General features: G+C 72.0%; 11 protein-coding genes and 3 pseudogenes. 8 read left to right on the top strand and 6 right to left on the bottom strand.

Annotated elements, in window-relative coordinates; genetic code table 11:
* Positions 1–79: 79 nt before the first annotated feature.
* The 3 genes and pseudogenes from fsxC to ACFVX4_RS11855 all read left to right on the top strand — a co-directional run bounded on the left by fsxC (position 80) and on the right by ACFVX4_RS11855 (position 2802).
* Positions 80–1435, top strand: coding sequence for an FxsC protein (fsxC, locus tag ACFVX4_RS11865; protein WP_389974794.1), 1356 nt, complete (start codon positions 80–82; stop codon positions 1433–1435).
* Positions 1419–2599 (top strand): annotated as a pseudogene (locus tag ACFVX4_RS11860) (KGGVGR-motif variant AAA ATPase); the annotation flags it as partial. The gene fsxC and the pseudogene ACFVX4_RS11860, both read left to right, overlap by 17 nt.
* A gap of 26 nt (positions 2600–2625) precedes the next feature.
* Entirely contained in the window at positions 2626–2802 is a 177-nt protein-coding gene (locus ACFVX4_RS11855; protein ID WP_389974792.1) for a hypothetical protein, read from the top strand.
* A 55-nt stretch (positions 2803–2857) separates the two neighbouring features.
* On the opposite strand, the pseudogene ACFVX4_RS11850 reads toward ACFVX4_RS11855, so the two are convergent.
* Together ACFVX4_RS11850 and ACFVX4_RS11845 are read right to left on the bottom strand one after the other, a co-directional pair.
* A pseudogene (locus ACFVX4_RS11850) lies at positions 2858–3732 on the bottom strand (alpha/beta fold hydrolase).
* A 158-nt stretch (positions 3733–3890) separates the two neighbouring features.
* Positions 3891–4646, bottom strand: a complete 756-nt coding sequence (locus ACFVX4_RS11845; protein WP_389974789.1) for a hypothetical protein — start codon at positions 4644–4646, stop codon at positions 3891–3893.
* Positions 4647–4864: 218 nt separating this feature from the next.
* Here ACFVX4_RS11845 and ACFVX4_RS11840 point away from each other — a divergent pair, with 218 nt between their 5' ends.
* Positions 4865–5872, top strand: coding sequence for a LysR family transcriptional regulator (locus ACFVX4_RS11840; RefSeq protein WP_389974786.1), 1008 nt, complete (start codon positions 4865–4867; stop codon positions 5870–5872).
* Between the two features lie 54 nt (positions 5873–5926).
* Here the strand turns inward: ACFVX4_RS11840 and ACFVX4_RS11835 are convergent.
* From ACFVX4_RS11835 to ACFVX4_RS11825, 3 genes and pseudogenes are all read right to left on the bottom strand, one after another.
* Positions 5927–6121: pseudogene (locus ACFVX4_RS11835) on the bottom strand (DUF397 domain-containing protein); the annotation flags it as partial.
* The gene (locus tag ACFVX4_RS11830; RefSeq protein WP_389974783.1) at positions 6045–7310 is read right to left on the bottom strand and encodes a VWA-like domain-containing protein; all 1266 of its coding nucleotides are present in this window, start codon (positions 7308–7310) and stop codon (positions 6045–6047) included. The gene ACFVX4_RS11830 and the pseudogene ACFVX4_RS11835, both read right to left, overlap by 77 nt.
* Positions 7307–8587, bottom strand: a complete 1281-nt coding sequence (locus tag ACFVX4_RS11825; RefSeq protein WP_389974780.1) for an AAA family ATPase — start codon at positions 8585–8587, stop codon at positions 7307–7309. Before ACFVX4_RS11825 ends, ACFVX4_RS11830 begins: the two co-directional genes overlap by 4 nt.
* Before the next feature lie 157 nt (positions 8588–8744).
* Between ACFVX4_RS11825 and ACFVX4_RS11820 the strand changes: the two genes are divergently transcribed.
* A complete protein-coding gene (locus ACFVX4_RS11820; protein ID WP_389974777.1) occupies positions 8745–9863 on the top strand; it encodes a hypothetical protein in 1119 nt (372 codons plus the stop codon).
* Positions 9864–9881: 18 nt separating this feature from the next.
* Here the strand turns inward: ACFVX4_RS11820 and ACFVX4_RS11815 are convergent, their stop codons facing one another.
* A complete protein-coding gene (locus ACFVX4_RS11815; RefSeq protein ID WP_389974774.1) occupies positions 9882–10919 on the bottom strand; it encodes a DUF3533 domain-containing protein in 1038 nt (345 codons plus the stop codon).
* 189 nt (positions 10920–11108) lie between these two features.
* Here ACFVX4_RS11815 and ACFVX4_RS11810 point away from each other — a divergent pair, with 189 nt between their 5' ends.
* From ACFVX4_RS11810 to ACFVX4_RS11800, 3 genes are all read left to right on the top strand, one after another.
* Positions 11109–14585, top strand: a complete 3477-nt coding sequence (locus tag ACFVX4_RS11810) for a DNA polymerase III subunit alpha (protein WP_389974771.1) — start codon at positions 11109–11111, stop codon at positions 14583–14585.
* A complete protein-coding gene (locus ACFVX4_RS11805) occupies positions 14582–15589 on the top strand; it encodes a hypothetical protein (protein WP_389974768.1) in 1008 nt (335 codons plus the stop codon). The genes ACFVX4_RS11810 and ACFVX4_RS11805 overlap by 4 nt, the downstream gene beginning before the upstream one ends.
* Positions 15590–15795: 206 nt before the next feature.
* The gene (locus tag ACFVX4_RS11800) at positions 15796–16689 is read left to right on the top strand and encodes an esterase/lipase family protein (RefSeq protein ID WP_389974765.1); all 894 of its coding nucleotides are present in this window, start codon (positions 15796–15798) and stop codon (positions 16687–16689) included.
* Positions 16690–16774 lie beyond the last annotated feature (85 nt).

The following is a 16774-nucleotide window of genomic DNA, read 5'->3' as shown; positions in this document are numbered from 1 at the left end:
CCGGGCGGGGGCTCCCGCTCACCCCGCGGCTTTTGAGAGGATGTGGGGCAGGTCGGTCACGCAGGAGCAACGGGGGCGGGTGCTCACACAGGACGGGGGTCGTGTGCACGCAACACCGCAGCAGCGAGCGGCGGACCATCGGCCGTACTTCTTCTTGAGTTATGCCCATACGCCGGGCTACGGCCGTGGAACCGACCCCGATATGTGGGTCGAACGCCTCTTCAAGGATCTCTGTGACCATGTGATGGCCATGACGGATCTGCCCGCGGGCGCGCCCGCGGGGTTCATCGACCGCGAGATACGCTCCGGCGAGGGCTGGTCGGAACGGCTCGGCGAGGTGCTCGCCACCTGCCGGGTGTTTGTTCCGCTGTTCTCGCCGCGCTATTTCGCGAGCGAGATGTGCGGCAAGGAGTGGTACGCCTTCGCCCAGCGCGCCATCCATCACCGGGCCCGATCCAACCAGCGGGCCGAGGCGATCGTGCCGGCGCTCTGGGTGCCGGTACCGCCGAGTCAACTCCCCGGCCCCGCCGCGCGATTACAGTTCAACCACCGTGATTTCGGGGACCGTTACGTCAGTGACGGTCTCTACGGACTGATCAAGCTCAGGCTCTTCGCCGAGGAGTACGAGCGCGCGGTGTACGAACTCGCCAAGCGCATCGTCAATGTCGCCGACACCATAAGGATCGGTACCGGCCGCCCCGTCGACTACCGGCTGGCCCCCAGCGCCTTCGGCCCGCCCAACAGCGCGGTCGGCGGCCCCCGTCCCATGCAGGTCACCATCGCCGCCGCCACCCGGCACGACCTGCCTCCGGGGCGCAACGCCGACTACTACGGCGACAATCCGCAGGAGTGGAACCCCTACCACCCGGCCGCCGCGCGCCCCCTGGCCTATGTCGCCGAGGACCTGGTGCGCTCACTCAACTACCAGGCGACCATCTCCTCCTTCGACGAGGAGGCCGGGCAAGGGGAGGGCAAACAGCCGCCCAGCAGGCCGGAGATCCTGCTCGTCGACCGCTGGGCCCTCCAGGACGAGGACCGTCGCCGGAGGCTCGCCGCCTTCGACGCCGAGAACCGCCCCTGGGTGACGATGGTCGTGCCGTGGAACCGCGAGGACCACGAGAGCATGGCGGCCGAGGCCGAGCTGACCGAGAAACTCGAACAGACCATGCCGACCAAGATGCGCCAAGGACGGGCCTACTGCCGTGCCGCCGCCAAGGGCGTGCCCAGCATGGAGGCCTTCGGGCAGATCCTGCCGCAGGTGGTCGAAGTGGCGGCCCAGCAGTACCTGAGACACGCGGCGGTCTACCCACCCGCCACCGGCGGCGGACACACCGAACGGACACGGCTGATGGGGCCGATGGCGCAGATGAACGACACCCCCGAGACACACGACCCTGCGACGGATGCGGAGGACACGGATGACGGCCAGTCGTGACGGGCGCATCGTCACCTTCTACTCGTACAAGGGCGGCACCGGGCGCACCATGGCCCTGGCCAACACCGCCTGGATACTCGCCGCCAACGGAAAAAAACGGGTACTGGCCGTCGACTGGGACCTGGAGGCGCCGGGGCTCCACCGGTTCTTCCATCCGTTCCTCGACCCCTCGACACTCGGTGCCACCACCGGCGTCATCGATCTGATCACCGAGTACGCGTGGGCCGCGACCAGCCCCGTCCAGCGCGCCGACGACTGGCACCGCGACTACGCGCGTATCCAGCCGCACGCCGTCTCCCTCACCCCCGAGGCACTCGGCTGGGAGTTCCCGCAGGGCGGCACGCTCGACTTCGTCTCCGCCGGGCGGCAGAACCGCGAATACTCCGCGACCGTCTCCACCTTCGACTGGGACAACTTCTACGACCGCCTCGGCGGCGGCCACTTCTTCGACGCCCTGCGCGACGACATGAAGGCCAACTACGACTACGCCCTCATCGACAGCCGGACCGGCCTCAGCGACATCGCCGACATCTGCACCGTCCACCTCCCCGACGTCCTCGTCGACTGCTTCACGCTCAGCGACCAGTCCATCGACGGCGCCGCCTCCGTCGCCCGGCAGATCTCCGAGCGCTACACCGGCCGCCCCATCTCCATCTTCCCCGTCCCGATGCGCATCGACGAGGGCGAGAAGGAGAAGGCGGATGCCGGACGGGCGCTGGCCCGGCTGAAGTTCGACCGGCTGCCGCGCGACCTGTCCGGGGACGAACTCACCGCCTACTGGGGCGCGGTGGAGATTCCGTACCGCCCCTACTACGCCTACGAGGAGACCCTCGCGACCTTCGGCGACGAGGCGGGCCTCACCAACTCCCTGCTCTCCGCCTTCGAACGGCTCACCTCCGTCATCACCGACCAGCGGATCACCTCGATGCCACCGGTCGGCGAAGAGGTACGGCTGCGCATCCGTGACGCGTTCACCAGGCGCAGGCCGCGCTGCCGGCCGATCTCTTCCTCAGCTATGTGGCGGAGAACCGGATGTGGGCCGACTGGATCGAATCCGTGCTCACCCGGGCCGGTTTCCGCGTCGTACCGCGCGATGTGTCCGCTGAGCGCGCGGCCCCCGAACCGACGGCCACGGCTGCCGAGAACGCGGCCCGTACCGTCGTGGGGCACACCACCCGGAGACGTTGGCCATGAAGTCGAACATGGCGGTCACCCTCGATGCGATGGGGCGCAAGGACGAGGCGATGCGGCTGCGGGCGGAAACGGCCGAGGAGCTGTCCCGGCAGCTCGGCGAGGACCATCCGATGAGCCGGATCGCCCGGGACGAGCGCCGGTTCGAGCGTGAACTGGAACCGATGGCGGTATGAGCCCCGAGGAGCGTCCGGCCGCCGCCGGACGCTCCTCGTCTCATCCGCCCGCCGCTCAGCGGGTGGGCGGGTCCAGCAGCCAGTTCAGGATCCTGGGCAGCGCGTGCAGGGCGTCGAAGTGCGCGGCCGCCGGTTCCACCACGACGGTGGAGCTCGGGATGCGTACGGCCAGCCAGCGGGAGTGGCCCACCGGCGAGAACACATCCTTCTCGCCGTGCCACAGCATCACCGGACCCGTGATGTCCGCGGGGTCGAACCCCCACGGATTGCTGACGCGAGCGCGTCGTCGATCCAGCCCCAGGCGGAAGTGCGCAGCCCCTCGCGGTAGTTGCGCAGCAGCATGGTGCGGACCCCGGCGTCGTTGACCACCAGCCGGTCGGATTCGGTCAGCTCCTGGCGCAGATCGTCGATGAGCCGGACCGGGTTCTTCCTGATCACCGCGGACCGTGAGATGAACGACTCCGCGAGACCGTCCGGATCGGCCGCCGCGGTGGAGTACGCCAGCACGTTGGAGGCGGCCATCCCGTCGAACCAGTCGAGACCGTCGGCCCCCCACGGGGCCAGCCCGACCAGCGCGGCGGTACGGGTCACCCGCTCGGGCATCAGCGCCGCGCAGGCCAGGGCGTGCGGGGCGCCACCGGACCGGCCCACCACGGCGAACCGATCGAGACCGAGGTGGTCCGCGATGGCCCGTACGTCCTGGACGGCATCGGCGACGCAGCGGCCCGGCAGCCGGTCGGATTCGCCGTAGCCCGGCCGGTCGTAGGTGATCAGCTGGGTCTTGCGCTGGTAGAGGACCATGCCGCGCGGAGCCGGACCGAGCCTGCTGCCGGGCATTCCGTGCAGCAGGAAGACCGGTCTGCCGCGGGGATCCCCGAGACGCTCCACCACCAGATGCCGCCCGTCGTCCGCGCGCACCCGACTACGCACTTGGCGCCTCCTCCGTAAGGTGCGGGCACCGCGTGCCCGACTTTTCCCGCCCGATTCGATGATGGCTCATCAGAGCCCTTACCGGGATGGCGCGTTGGGAAACCGCAAGGGGTGTTCTGGGGCGCGCTCGTCGTTCCGTCCGGTGCCGGCCGACGGCGCTACCGCCGCGGGACCTCGACCTCGGCGCGGATCGCCCGCATGATCGGGGCGACATCGGCGGCGGTGAAGCCGAGTTTGGTGCTGGTGCCGTCGGCCTTGGTGATGAGGGTGACGCCGGCGGCGGTGGTCGGAGTGAACCAGGAGCAGGTGGAGACCGCTGTGGCGAGCATGTCGGTCTGGAGGAGGACGGTGTTGCAGATCGCCCGGCCGCCGTGCGGGCCTGGCTTGGCGTCGATGGCGCTGATGGTGGTCCGGTCGCCGGCGCCGTCGTCGTGGACCGCCGGGAGCTGGTTGAGGATGTCGTGCAGGTGGTCGGGCTCGAAGCCGCTGCCGGTGACCCCCGTGTAGAAGATCCACGCGCCGTCCGCCCGGTCGTCGTAATAGGCGCGTACCGGTGTGCCGGACACGTCGAGACGCGCGGCGTTCTTCCGGGTGTCGTCGTCGAACCTCCGTACCATGTCCGCCGGTGGCTGACCCTGCGGATAGCCGGCCGCGACCTGCGGGGCACTGAGCGCCCACGAGCTGCTGCTGTTCCCGCTGTTCCCGTCGTTCCCGTTGTCCCCGTTGGTGCCGCCGTCGGAGGGCCCGCTCCGGGCAGTGGGGGCGGCAGGGCCGTTGGACGAGTCGGCGGAAGGGCCGCAGGCCGACACCAGGGGCAGTCCCAGCAGGGCGCAGACCACGGCCAGCGCGACAGTGGGCCGACCGGGACGCGGGGCGGACGACACTCGGACGCGCTTCGGAACGGAGCTGGCCATGTGCGGCCTCCTTGTGAACGGGACATGACCGGGCTTCGGGCATGCCTGTGCCAGGGCGGATGCCGGCCGAAGCCCTCGGGATATCGGTGAGTCTCGCAGCTGTACGGCCGCGAGGCAGCCCCGTTGCACAGCGGTGCTTAACCCCCCTCGACAGAGGGACTGGCGGTGCGTCGGTACAGTCCGTGGCACATCCCCTGACACGGAGGAGGGCGGCGCGCATGGACCTCGACCCCAGGCGCCTGCTGGTCCTGAGCGCGATCGCGCGGAGCGGCGGTCTCGCTCCGGCGGCACGCGTGCTCGGCCATACGCGGTCGGCGGTTTCGCAGCAACTGGCAAGCCTGGAACGAGAAGTGGGCCTGCCACTGGTCGACCGTTCGGGCCCACGGCTGGAACTCACCGCGGCCGGCCGGATGCTCGCCGCCACCGGGGACCGCATCAGTCAGGAGCTCGCCGCCGCGGCACAGCAGTTGGGCTCAGTGAACCAGCAGGCCGTCCAGGGGCCGGTGGCGATCGGGGCCACGTCGTGGGTGCTTGCCCGGATCGCGGTCCGGGCGCTGCGGCTGCTGGCCAGGTCGCATCCGCGGGTCGAACCGAGGTTCGTCGAGGCCGGGCTGCCGGACGGCCTGCGGCAGCTGCGGCTGGGCGAGCTGGACGTCCTGGTCGTCACCGACGACCGGGACACCGCGCTGCCGCTGCCGCCCTCGGTGCGGGCGCAGGTGTTGAGCGAGGACTACTACCGCGTGGTCGTCCCGGCCACCTGGGACGTGCCGACCGCCGCCGCCGGACTCTCCGGCCGTCCGTGGATCAGCGCCCCAGCGCACTCCGCTCGTGGCCGTGCCTTCGCCCGGTTCGCGAGCGTCCACGGGATCGTGCCGTCGGTCGAGCACCTGGCCGACCACATGATCTCCGTCCAGACGCTGCTGGCCGGGCAGCTCGGGGCCGCGGTCCTGCCGGCGCATTTCGCGGCCCGGTTGGAGCAGGTGACGGTGACGACGCTGCCCGTCACCGGCAGCCAGATCACACGGACGCTCTACCGCACCGGCCACGGCGGCACCGCCGCGGCCGCCCGGGTGGTGGCCGATGCCTTGCAGCAGGCGGCCCGTGACCACGCCGAGGCGGCGACCGTCGCCGGACACACGAGGGGCGACATCATCGTCCGTACGCTGCACGATCCCACCGAGGTGCCGCCGCCCCCGCCCTCTCGTCGCACGCCGGGCCGGCCGTAGGCGTATTGCCCTGCGAGGGCGAGGGCGTGTCCGCCAACCGCGCGCGAGGCCCACGAACGCCGCCCACTCGCCCTGACCGACCCGCAGCACCGGTCCGGCGCCCGCGGCCTTCGAGTCCCGTACGGCACCCGTACTGGACCCGTACGACCGGTCGGCGGCGTCGGCCGCGGGTTCACCGCCTCCCGGGAGCCGCGCCGATGACGACCGTTCGCGCCCACTCGGGCGGGGAGCCCGGGACGTAGTGGGGATCGTCGTCCTCGTCCCACGACCGGGGGAACAGGCCCACCACCGTCCGGCACGGCGGCTGTGTGCTCGGCCAGGGGGTCTGGCCATCGGTCAGGACCACGACGACATCGGGCCGCGGCTGCATCCGGAGGGCCCTGGCGAAGCCCGAGCGCAGATCCGTGCCCCCGCCGCCCACCAGTGGGATTCCCTCGGCACGGCACAGCGGATGCGCGACCCGGGCCGCCGCGTCGCACGGAAGGACGGTGATCAGGTCGCGACGGCCGCCGACGGCGCGGGAGATCGCGGCAACCTCCAGGAGCGCGCTGCCCAGTTCGGTGTCACTGACCGAAGCGGACGTGTCGATGACCACGGAGACCCGGGGCGGTCTGCGCCTCAGGCTCGGCAGCACGGCACCGGGCACACCGGCCGAGCGCCGCGACGGGCGGCCGTACGTGTAGTCCTCGCCCGCGCCGGACCCGGAGGTGGCCGAACGTACCGCCGCACCCAGCAACTCCCGCCGCGGCTGCGGCGGGTGGAAGGCCTCCTCCGCCCACCGCTTCCACCCCTTCGAGGCGTTCCCCGGACGGCCGGTGATGCCCTGCGCCACCCGGAACCGGACCGCGTCCCGTTCCTGCTCGCTGAGGCCGTGCGCGCCGTCCGGCCCCAGGTCCCACTCCCGCTCCAGTCCGTCGGCGCCACTGCCGCAGTCCAGCCAGGCCAGGTCCTGCGTATGCGGCCCGAGCCGGAACCGGCGCAGGTAGTCCTCCATGAGCCGGCCCTCGGGGAGCCCCAGGAAGGCCGGATCGACGACGCCCTCCGGCCGGGCCAGCCCCTCACCGAACACGTCGTCGTTGATCTCGCAGTCGGCGGCGATGTTCATCCGCAGCCGTTCCGCGGGGCCGGTCAGCCCGCGCTCCCGTGCGACCCGGTCGCTGCGCCCGTGGTGGTCGCGCAGCAGGTGCGACACCTCGTGCACCCAGACCCCGGCCAGTTCCTCCACCGGGGTCCGGTCCACGAAACCGGGCGAGACATAGCACCGCCAGTGCCGGTCGACGGCCATCGTCGGTACCCGCCGCGACTCCACGACACCCAGGGCGAACAGGGCCGTCGCCAAGTAGGGGCGGGCCCGGACGGCTTGCAGTCGGGCGGCGAAGAGCTTGTCGAGGTCCAGCGTTCCCGGTGCGTCCGGGACCATCGGCACGTCAGGGGTCATCGGCCGGCCTTCGCGGTGACCGCTTCCCGGTCCGCCGTCCGGGCAGCCGCCCGGTCCGCCCGCCGGGACAGGGACACCGCTCCGGCGAGCTGTTCGATCGATGCCGGGACGTCCCAGTCCTCCTGGCGCAGCGAGGCGAGCGTGGTCGCGGGGACGACCACCACGTCCGGGGCTCCTGTCTCCAGCGCCCGGACCAGGAGCGCCCATGCCGCGTCCCAGCGGGACTTCTCCGGGCGATTGCGGACCGCCGCCACCACACCGTCGAGCACGGCCTGACGCAGATCCCCCCGCTCGGGCAGCTCGGCCCCCGCCGGGTCGGCGAGCAGCGTCTCGGGGTCCGGCAGGTCCATCCGGTCCAGGCTCGCCAGCAGCTCCAGCCCGGGACCGTCACCCACGGTGCCCCTGACCAGCAGGGAGAGCACGTCCCTGGAGGAGCCGGCCGCGGTCGCGAACGCGATCAGGCACAGCGTCATGTCCCAGCTCCGGGGCGACGGCCAGGGACCGCCCCGGCGCGTTTCACCGCTGGGCAGCCGGTGCACGAGGGCCGGGCGGGCGGTGAGGAGCCCGCACACCGCGCGGCGGGCGAAGTCCACGGCCTCCGGCAGCCGCTCGGGGGCGAGCCGCGGCAGTGTCGCCCTGGGCCAGGTCCCGCCGAGGCCGCGCACCACGACCTCGTGGTCGTGGGTCCACTGGAGATGCACGAACCGGTTGGCCAGCGGCGGGCCCAGCTCCCAGCCGTCGGCCGCCGAGGAGCGCGGATTGGCGGCGGCCACGATCCGGACCCCGGGTGGCAGTTGCAGGGCACCGATCCGCCGCTCCAGCACGAGGCGGAGCAGGGCGGCCTGGACGGCCGGCGGCGCGGTGGACAGCTCGTCCAGGAACAGCAGCCCCCGGCCGGCCCGCACCAGGCGCACCGCCCAGTCCGGCGGGGCCATCGGGACGCCCTTTTCCGCGGGATCGTCCCCGACGATCGGCAGCCCCGAGAAGTCGGACGGCTCATGCACGCTGGCGATGACCGTGGTCAGCGGAAGGTCCAGGGAGGCGGCGAGCTGGGTGAGGGCGGAGGTCTTGCCGATGCCGGGCTCGCCCCACAGGAGTACGGGCAGATCGGCGGCCACGGCCAGCGTCAGCGCCTTTAGCTGAATGTCGGGGCGGGGTTCGGTGGTGGTGGTGGTGGAGCGCAGCAGGGCCGTCAGCTCGCCGGCGATGTCGAGTTGGGAGGCACGGTCCCGGTCGGAGGGCGCTTCGGGCATGACGAAAGGGGTGCGTACAGGCATGGACCCTCATCTGCCGTTTCCGGGAGCTCGGACGAAGACCGAGTGCCTGGTCAGCCCATTGTCCGGATCGAATCGATCTTTATCGTGACCTGCGTGCATGCTTCAATGCATGTACAGGAAAGAGCGGATTGTGTGAACTGTTCGGGGGAGGGGCGCCATGGCCGAATCGGATCGTCGGCTGGTGCAGACCGCGGTCATCGGGAGCGCCGCGTCGGGCCTGGGCATCGTTCTGCCGCAAGAGGCCGACGAGCTCCGGCGTCTGCGTCGGCGGCATCCGACGTACAGCTATTGGTGCGGCACCCAGCTCGGTGGCTGCGGCAACAAGTTGTCCGACCGGCTCTACGTGGACAAGGTCTGCCACTTCGCCCACGCACCGAATACCTCCTGCCACCGCAAGGCCAACGGCGCGAACAGTGCGGACCACCTCTTCATCAAGCAGGACCTCGCCCGCTGGGCCCGCAGGAGCGGTGTCGACGCGCGGGCCGTGCTGCGTGATCTGGGTACGGGTCCGGGTGACGCGGTCGACTTCCGGGTCCGTGACAGCCGGCAGCGGGTGCGCTTCCAGTTCCGGAGGCTGACGCACCCCGAATGGCGTTCCGCGCGCGAGGAGTTGGAGCGCGACGCGGCAAGCCTGGATTGGGTTTTCGGGCCGGGTTCCGCCCACCCGGAGACCATGGCGGAGATGTACGGGACGTTCGGCCACGTACTTCGCTTCCGTTTCGAGACCGAGGGGGTGGAGCGGCGTATCCGGATCAGGGCGGAGGAGGCGCGGAGCAGTACCGACTGGGTGCCGCTCGACGCCTGCGCGATGACGCCCGAGGGCCTGCGGGTTCCCGGCGTGGAGAGGCGAAGGCGTACGAGCCGTCGCCCCGTTGTGGGGACGGCTCCGGGTCCTGTGGTGGACCGGCCGGTGCCGCAGCCCCCGCGGGACGGTACGGCCCCTGCTCAAGCGTCCGTTGCTCCCGGGCGCGGCTCTTCGGCGGACGCTCCCGATCGGCGGGCCGCCGCCGGTGCGGACCGCCGGTCCGGCCCGCGTACCAGCCCGCTCGTGCGGAAGGTCCAACGCCTGGTGGAGGAGCTGAACGTGCTCGCGGCACCGGCGGAGGCCGACATACGGATGAAGGCCGAGCGGCTGGACCGCGAGGCGGCGGCGTGGGCCGTGCGGTACGGGCGGCTGACGAGCCCGGACTTCTGGTCCGGCAAGGCCACGAAGGTCGCAGCCCAGGGGGATTCGCTCGCGGGCCGGCTGGAGAAGCTGGCGCAGCACCTGAAATGACGCGCCCGCGAGGCCTGGTCAGGCGGGATTCGAGCCGAACGGTGGCCGCTCGCCGGTGAGTTCCTCCGGTGTGCGGCGCATGGCGACCAGGAGCGTGACGGCCGTGCCCACCACCGCCCACGCGGACAGCACCAGCAGGGGGCCGGTGACCGCGTTGCCCTTGAAGTAGGCGATCGAGCGCGCGACCCAGGTGCCCGCCCCGGGGGGCAGCGCGGGACCGATCGCCCGCCAGAAGTCCGGGATCATCGGCAGCGGGTAGGCGCCGCCGGCGCTCGGGTTGCCCGCGATCACCACGATCAGGACGGCCAGGCCGATGCCGACGATGCCGGTGAGGGCCTGGAGGGCGAGGGTGATCATGCCGACCGCGAAGACGGTCAGCGCGCCCAGACCCGACAGGCCCCAGAAGCTTCCGGGCAGGGCACCGAGGATCGGGCCGATGATGATCGCGCCGCCGATTCCGCCCACGATCGAGTACAGCGCCATGACGCCGGTCCGGATCACCGCGCGCTGACGGTTGGCGGGCTTGGAGCCCGCGCTGATCGCCAGGATCGAGGCGCAGAGGTAGCCGCCGACACACCAGCCCACGACCAGGTAGAACGACGAGATCCCGTTGAAGTCCTGGTTGGAGGCCGGGGCCAGGTCCACGGACCGTACGGTGCGCTGCTGGGTCCGGTCGACCTCTGTGATGATCTTCGTCAGGGTGGTGGCCAGCGAGGTGCCGCCGCCGGAGGCGACCAGCACGGTGTCGGTCGTGCCCTGGGGGCTGACGACCAGGGCGCCGTCGATCCTGCGATCGAGGATCTGCTCGCGGGCGGTGGCCGCGTCGGTGACCGCGCGGGGGTCCAGCGGGCCGCCGGGGAGATTCTTCAGCTCGGTGAGGAGCTGTGCGGAAACCTGCCGGGGCGCGACGACGCCGAAAGGTACGTCCGTCGGCTTCGGTCTGTGCAGCGCCCCGACGTAGGACGCGATGAACAGCAGCTGCAGTCCGAGCACACCGATGACGAGCAGTGCGGCCCGTGGAGTGACGGCGTTCTTCACCTCGTCAGCGAAAGTCATGCCCCCACGTTCCGGGGCGTCGGCCGTTCGTGCAGTCGGGGCTGGGCCGAATGGCTGACCGGAACCCTTGCCGATCACCGGTCGGGGCCGGGAGACCGTTCCGCGCTCCGGATATCGTACGAATGTTCGAAACTTGGTCTATGGTGGAGAACGAGGGGGTGGTGAGTACGGATCGTTCAGGAGGTGCAGGTGCCCGGGTTCACGCATCTGCGTACCGTTTCCGGGTTCTCCCTGAGGTACGGGGCCTCGCATCCGGAACGGCTGGCGGAGCGCGCCGCCCGGCGGGGGATGGACGCTCTGGCACTGACCGATCGCGACACGCTCGCGGGCGCGGTCCGCTTCGCCAAGGCCTGCGAGGGTGCCGGGGTGCGGCCGCTCTTCGGGGTGGAGCTCGCGGTGGGTCCCGCGGCGGCGGAGCATACGAGAGACGGCGGGCGTACGCATCGGCTGCGGACCCCGGTCCGCGGCGGCGCCTTCGTCGATGAATCCGCGTCCCGGGCCACCTTCCTCGCCCGGGACGGAGCCCGGGGCTGGGCGGAATTGTGCCGTCTCGTCACCGCCGCCCACGCCCCCGCGCCCGACGGCGCCGGACAGCCCCTGGTCGGCCGGTCCGAGCTGCCCGCCGAAGGGCTCACCGTGCTGCTCGGCCCCGCCTCCGACATCGGCAGGGCGCTGATCGCCGGCCGCCCGGACCGGGCCGCCGCGCTGCTCGCCGGCTGGCGGGAGATCTACGGCGACGACCTGCGCCTCGAAGCCGTCCACCACGGGCGCGAAGGCACCGGACCCGGATCGCTGCGGCTCGCCGCCCGTACCGTCGGCTTCGCCGCCGAGCAGGGAGTACGGGCCGTGCTGACCAACGCCGTCCGGTACGCCGACGCCGGGCAGGGCCCGGTCGCCGATGTGCTCGACGCGGCCCGCGGGCTGGTCCCCGTCGACCCCCGCCGCTCCCCGCTCGACAGCGGGGAGCGCTGGCTGAAGGACGCCCGCGCGATGGCGGAGACCGCCGGGCGGATCGCCTCGGCCGCCGGTCTCGGCCGGGACGCCGGGGAGCGGCTGCTCGCGGAGACCCGGCGCACCGCCGACGCCTGTGTCGTCGACCCCGAGGGCGACCTCGGCCTCGGCGCCGTCCACTTCCCCGAACCGGAGCTCGTCGGCGCCGGGCGGCGCACCGCCCAGCGGGTGCTGGCCTCCCGCGCCGCCGCCGGCATGGTGCTGCGCGGCTACGACCGCAGGCGCGACTACTGGGAGCGGATGCACCAGGAGCTGGACATCATCGCCTACCACGGTTTCGCCTCCTACTTCCTGACGGTCGCTCAGGTCGTGGATGACATAAGGGCGATGGAGGTACGGGTCGCCGCCCGGGGCTCCGGTGCGGGCTCCCTGGTCAACCATCTCCTCGGGATCGCGCACGCCGACCCGGTCGAGCACGGGCTGCTGATGGAGCGCTTCCTCTCCAGGCGCCGCTTCGTGCTGCCCGACATCGACATCGACGTGGAATCCGCCCGCAGGCTCGACGTCTACCGCGCGATCATCGGCCGCTTCGGCACCGAACGGGTCGCGACCGTCGCCATGCCCGAGACCTACCGGGTGCGCCACGCCATCCGGGACGTGGGCGCCGCGCTCTCCATGAACCCGGCCGAGACCGACCGGCTCGCCAAGGCCTTCCCGCACATCCGGGCCCGCGACGCCCGTGCGGCCATGGAGGAACTGCCCGAACTGCGTGAAGTGGCACGGGAGAAGGACCGGTACGGGCGGCTCTGGGAGCTGGTGGAGGCGCTGGACGGACTGCCGCGCGGTATCGCCATGCACCCGTGCGGGGTGCTCCTCTCGGACGCCTCGCTGCTGCGCCGTACACCCGTCGTGCCCACCAGCGGCGACGGCTTCCCGATGGTGCAGTTCGACAAGGAGGACGTGGAGGACCTGGGGCTGCTCAAGCTCGATGTGCTGGGTGTGCGGATGCAGTCGGCGATGGCGCACGCGGTCACGGAGATCGGGCGGGCCTCGGGGCAGGACGTGGACCTGGACGCCGTGCCGCCGGATGACCCGGAGACGTACCGGATGATCAGGAGCGCCGAGACGCTGGGCTGCTTCCAGATCGAGTCGCCGGGCCAGCGCGATCTGGTCGGCAGGCTCCAGCCGGCCGGTTTCCACGATCTGGTGGTCGACATCTCGCTGTTCCGCCCCGGGCCGGTCGCCGCCGACATGGTGCGGCCGTTCATCGAGGCCCGGCACGGCCGGGCCCCCGTGCGCTACCCGCACCCCGATCTGGAAGGGCCGCTGCGCGAGACGTACGGAGTGGTCGTCTTCCACGAGCAGATCATCGAGATGGTCGACATCATGACCGGCTGCGGCCGGGACGAGGCCGACCGGGTCCGGCGCGGGCTCTCCGACCCCGACTCGCAGGGCCGGATCAAGGTGTGGTTCGCGCAGCGGGCGGCGGAGAGGAAGTACGGCGCCGAAGTGATCGCCCGGACCTGGGAGATCATCGAGGCGTTCGGCAGTTACGGCTTCTGCAAGGCGCACGCGGTCGCCTTCGCCGTGCCGACGTACCAGTCGGCGTGGCTCAAGGCGCACCACCCGGCGGCCTTCTACGCCGGGCTGCTCACCCATGATCCCGGGATGTACCCGAAGCGGCTGCTGCTCGCGGACGCGCGGCGGCGCGGGGTGCCGGTGCTGGCGCTGGACGTGAACCGGTCGGCGGCCGCCCATCGAATCGAACTGGTGTCCGATGATGGAGGAGGGAAGGGCATCTGGGGGGTGCGGCTCGCGCTCTCGGACGTCCATGGCATCAGCGAGGCCGAGGTCGCCCGGATCGAGGCCGGGCAGCCCTACACCTCGCTGCTGGACTTCTGGCAGCGGGCCAGGCCGGGCAGGCCGGCCGCCGAACGGCTGGCCCGGGTGGGCGCGTTGGACGCGTTCGGCGCCAACCGGCGCGATCTGCTGCTGCACCTGTCCGAACTGCACCGCGCCCAGCGGGGCGCGGGCTCCGGCACCTCCGGCGCGCAGCTCCCCCTCGGCGGCGGGCACCGGACCGGCTCCATCGGCCTGCCCGACCTCAACGAAGCGGAACGGCTCAGCGCCGAGCTGGGCGTCCTGAGCATGGATGTCTCCCGCCATCTGATGGACGATCACCACGCCTTCCTGAAGGAGCTCGGCGCGGTCTCCGCCAAGCGGCTGCGCGAGGCACGGCACGGGGACACCGTGCTGGTCGCGGGCGCCAAGGCGGCCACCCAGACCCCGCCGGTCCGCTCCGGCCGCCGGGTCGTCTTCACCACCCTGGACGACGGTACGGGCCTGGTCGACCTGGCCTTCTTCGACGACAGCCACGCCGCCTGCGCGCACACCGTCTTCCACTCCTGGCTGCTGCTGGTGCGCGGAGTGGTGCAGCGACGCGGACCGCGGAGCCTGAGCGTGGTCGGCGCGGCAGCCTGGAACCTGGCGGAACTGGCCGAGCTGCGGCGTACCGGCGGACTCGACGCGGTCGCGGACCGGCTGGCGGCGGAACCCCCGTCCGAGGAACTCCCCTCCGGGGGCGGTGACGGCGGCCGCCGCATCCAGCTGCCGACGGGGTACGAGATGAACCCCTGGTCCGACCTCCAGCCGCCCGGCGAAGGCGTCGCCACCGGCAGGAAGCTGTGGCACCAGAGCCCGGGGAGCGCGGGATGAGCACCGCACCCGATGCGCCGGGAATCCTGTACCTGCGGTTCCGCAAGGTCGGCGGCGGCCCCCCGGACAGCGCCGGTTACGAGGGGCTGCTCGCCCTGCTCGGCGCGTTCACCCCGGTGGTCGAGGCGGTTCCGCCCGACGGGGCGCTCGCCGATGTGCGCGGCGCGCTGCGCTACTTCGGGCGGGACGTGAAGGGGCTGGCCTCGGTGATCCGGATCCGCGCGCTCGCCCTGCACGGCGTGGACTGCGCGATCGGGGCGGCGGAGAACCCGATGCTGGCCAGGACGGCGGCACGGCAGGCCGCGCCCGGGACGACCTTCGTGGTGCCCGGGGGCGGGGGAGCGGAGTTCCTCGCGGACCGGCCGGCCGCGGCCCTGGACGGTGTCGGGGCGGCGACGGCCCGCACCCTGTGCGGGTACGGGCTCGACTCCGTCGGCCGGATCGCGGCGGCCCCGCTCGGCACCCTCCAGCGGATCACCGGCGTACGGACCGGCCGCGAACTGTGGGAGCGGGCGCGCGGGATCGACCGCACGGCGGTCGTGCCGGGCGCCGCCGCCCGGTCGATCGCCGCCGAACGGTCCTTCCCGCGCGACGAGCTGGACCGGGAACGGCAGCGCCGCGCACTCATGTCGCTCACCGAGGAGCTGGGGGCCAGGATGCGCGGGGACGGGCAGGTCTGCCGCGGCCTCGCGGTCTCCGTGCGCTACGCCGACCGCACCGGATACTCGACGCTGGCCCGCAGCCGTACGCTCCGGGAACCCACCGCCCACTCCGCGGCGCTCACCGCCCTCGCGTACCGGATCCATGACTCGTTCGCGCTGCAACGGGCCCGGGTGCGGGGGATCGGGCTGCGCGCCGAGGGGCTGACGGACCGCGAGCGGGCCACGCACCAGCTGTCCTTCGACCCGGTGGACGAGCGGGCGCGCCGGATCGAGGCGGTGGCGGACCGGCTGCGGGCCAGGTACGGCCCACGGGCCGTGATGCCGGGGCGGCTCGCGGCCTGACCACGCTTCTGGCCACGCCCCCGATCCCGCTTCCGGCTCGCCCGATTGATGGACCGTCACTTTTTACCGACGCGTAACTTCCCACGCCACCCTACTCACGCGTAATTTGACACGGGAACACGGAAGAATCAGCAGTCGGAACTTGTGGTCCGGGCCGCAGGATGTACAGACATCGCAACTCCCTTGAGCCGCAAGGAGACCACACGATGCTGCCCTGGACACGTGCGCCGCGTACCCCACGTGCGCGGAGGACCCTCGCCGCACTGCTCCTCGCCGTCGCCGCAGTCGCCACCCCCACGGCCGCTGCCGCTGCAGCCACCCCCACCGCCGCCACGGTCACCTCCCATGGCTGGAACGACTACTCCTGCAAGCCCTCCGCAGCCCATCCCCGCCCCGTCGTCCTGGTCCATGGAACCTTCGGGAACTCGATCGACAACTGGCTGGTCCTCGCCCCCTATCTCGTCAACCGGGGCTACTGCGTCTACTCGCTCGACTACGGGCAACTGCCCGGTGTGCCGGTCTTCAACGGCCTCGGCCCGGTCGACAAGTCGGCCGGACAGCTCGCCTCGTTCGTCGACAAGGTGCTCGCCGCCACCGGCGCCGGCAAGGCCGACCTCGTGGGCCACTCCCAGGGCGGCATGATGCCGAACTACTACCTGAAGTTCCTCGGCGGGGCCGCCAAGGTGAACGCCATGATCGGGCTCGCCCCCGACAACCACGGCACCACCCTGCTCGGTCTGACGAAGCTGTTGCCGTACTTCCCGGGAGCGGCGGACCTGCTGAACGCCAACACACCCGGTCTCGCCGACCAGGTGGCGGGCTCCCCGTTCATCACCAAGCTCAACTCGGTCCCCGACACCGTGCCCGGAGTGCACTACACCGTCATTGCGACCAGGTACGACGAGGTCGTGACCCCGTACCGCACGCAGTTCCTGGACGGGCCGGACGTGCACAACGTCCTGCTCCAGGACCTGTGCCCGGTCGACCTCTCCGAGCACGTCGCGATCGGCACCGTCGACCGGATCGCCTACCACGAGGTGGCGAACGCCCTGGACCCGGCGCACGCCAGCCCCACCACCTGCGCCTCGGCCGTCGGGTAGGGGAAGCGGCGGTACGAGGGGTCCGGACACCCCGGCCGGGGAATCCCTCGTGCCCGACGGGTCCCTCGTACCGATGATCCCTCGT

Source organism: Streptomyces sp. NPDC058240, assembly GCF_042882135.1.
GTDB lineage: Bacteria > Actinomycetota > Actinomycetes > Streptomycetales > Streptomycetaceae > Streptomyces.
This window is presented reverse-complemented; position numbering and strand designations above follow the sequence as displayed.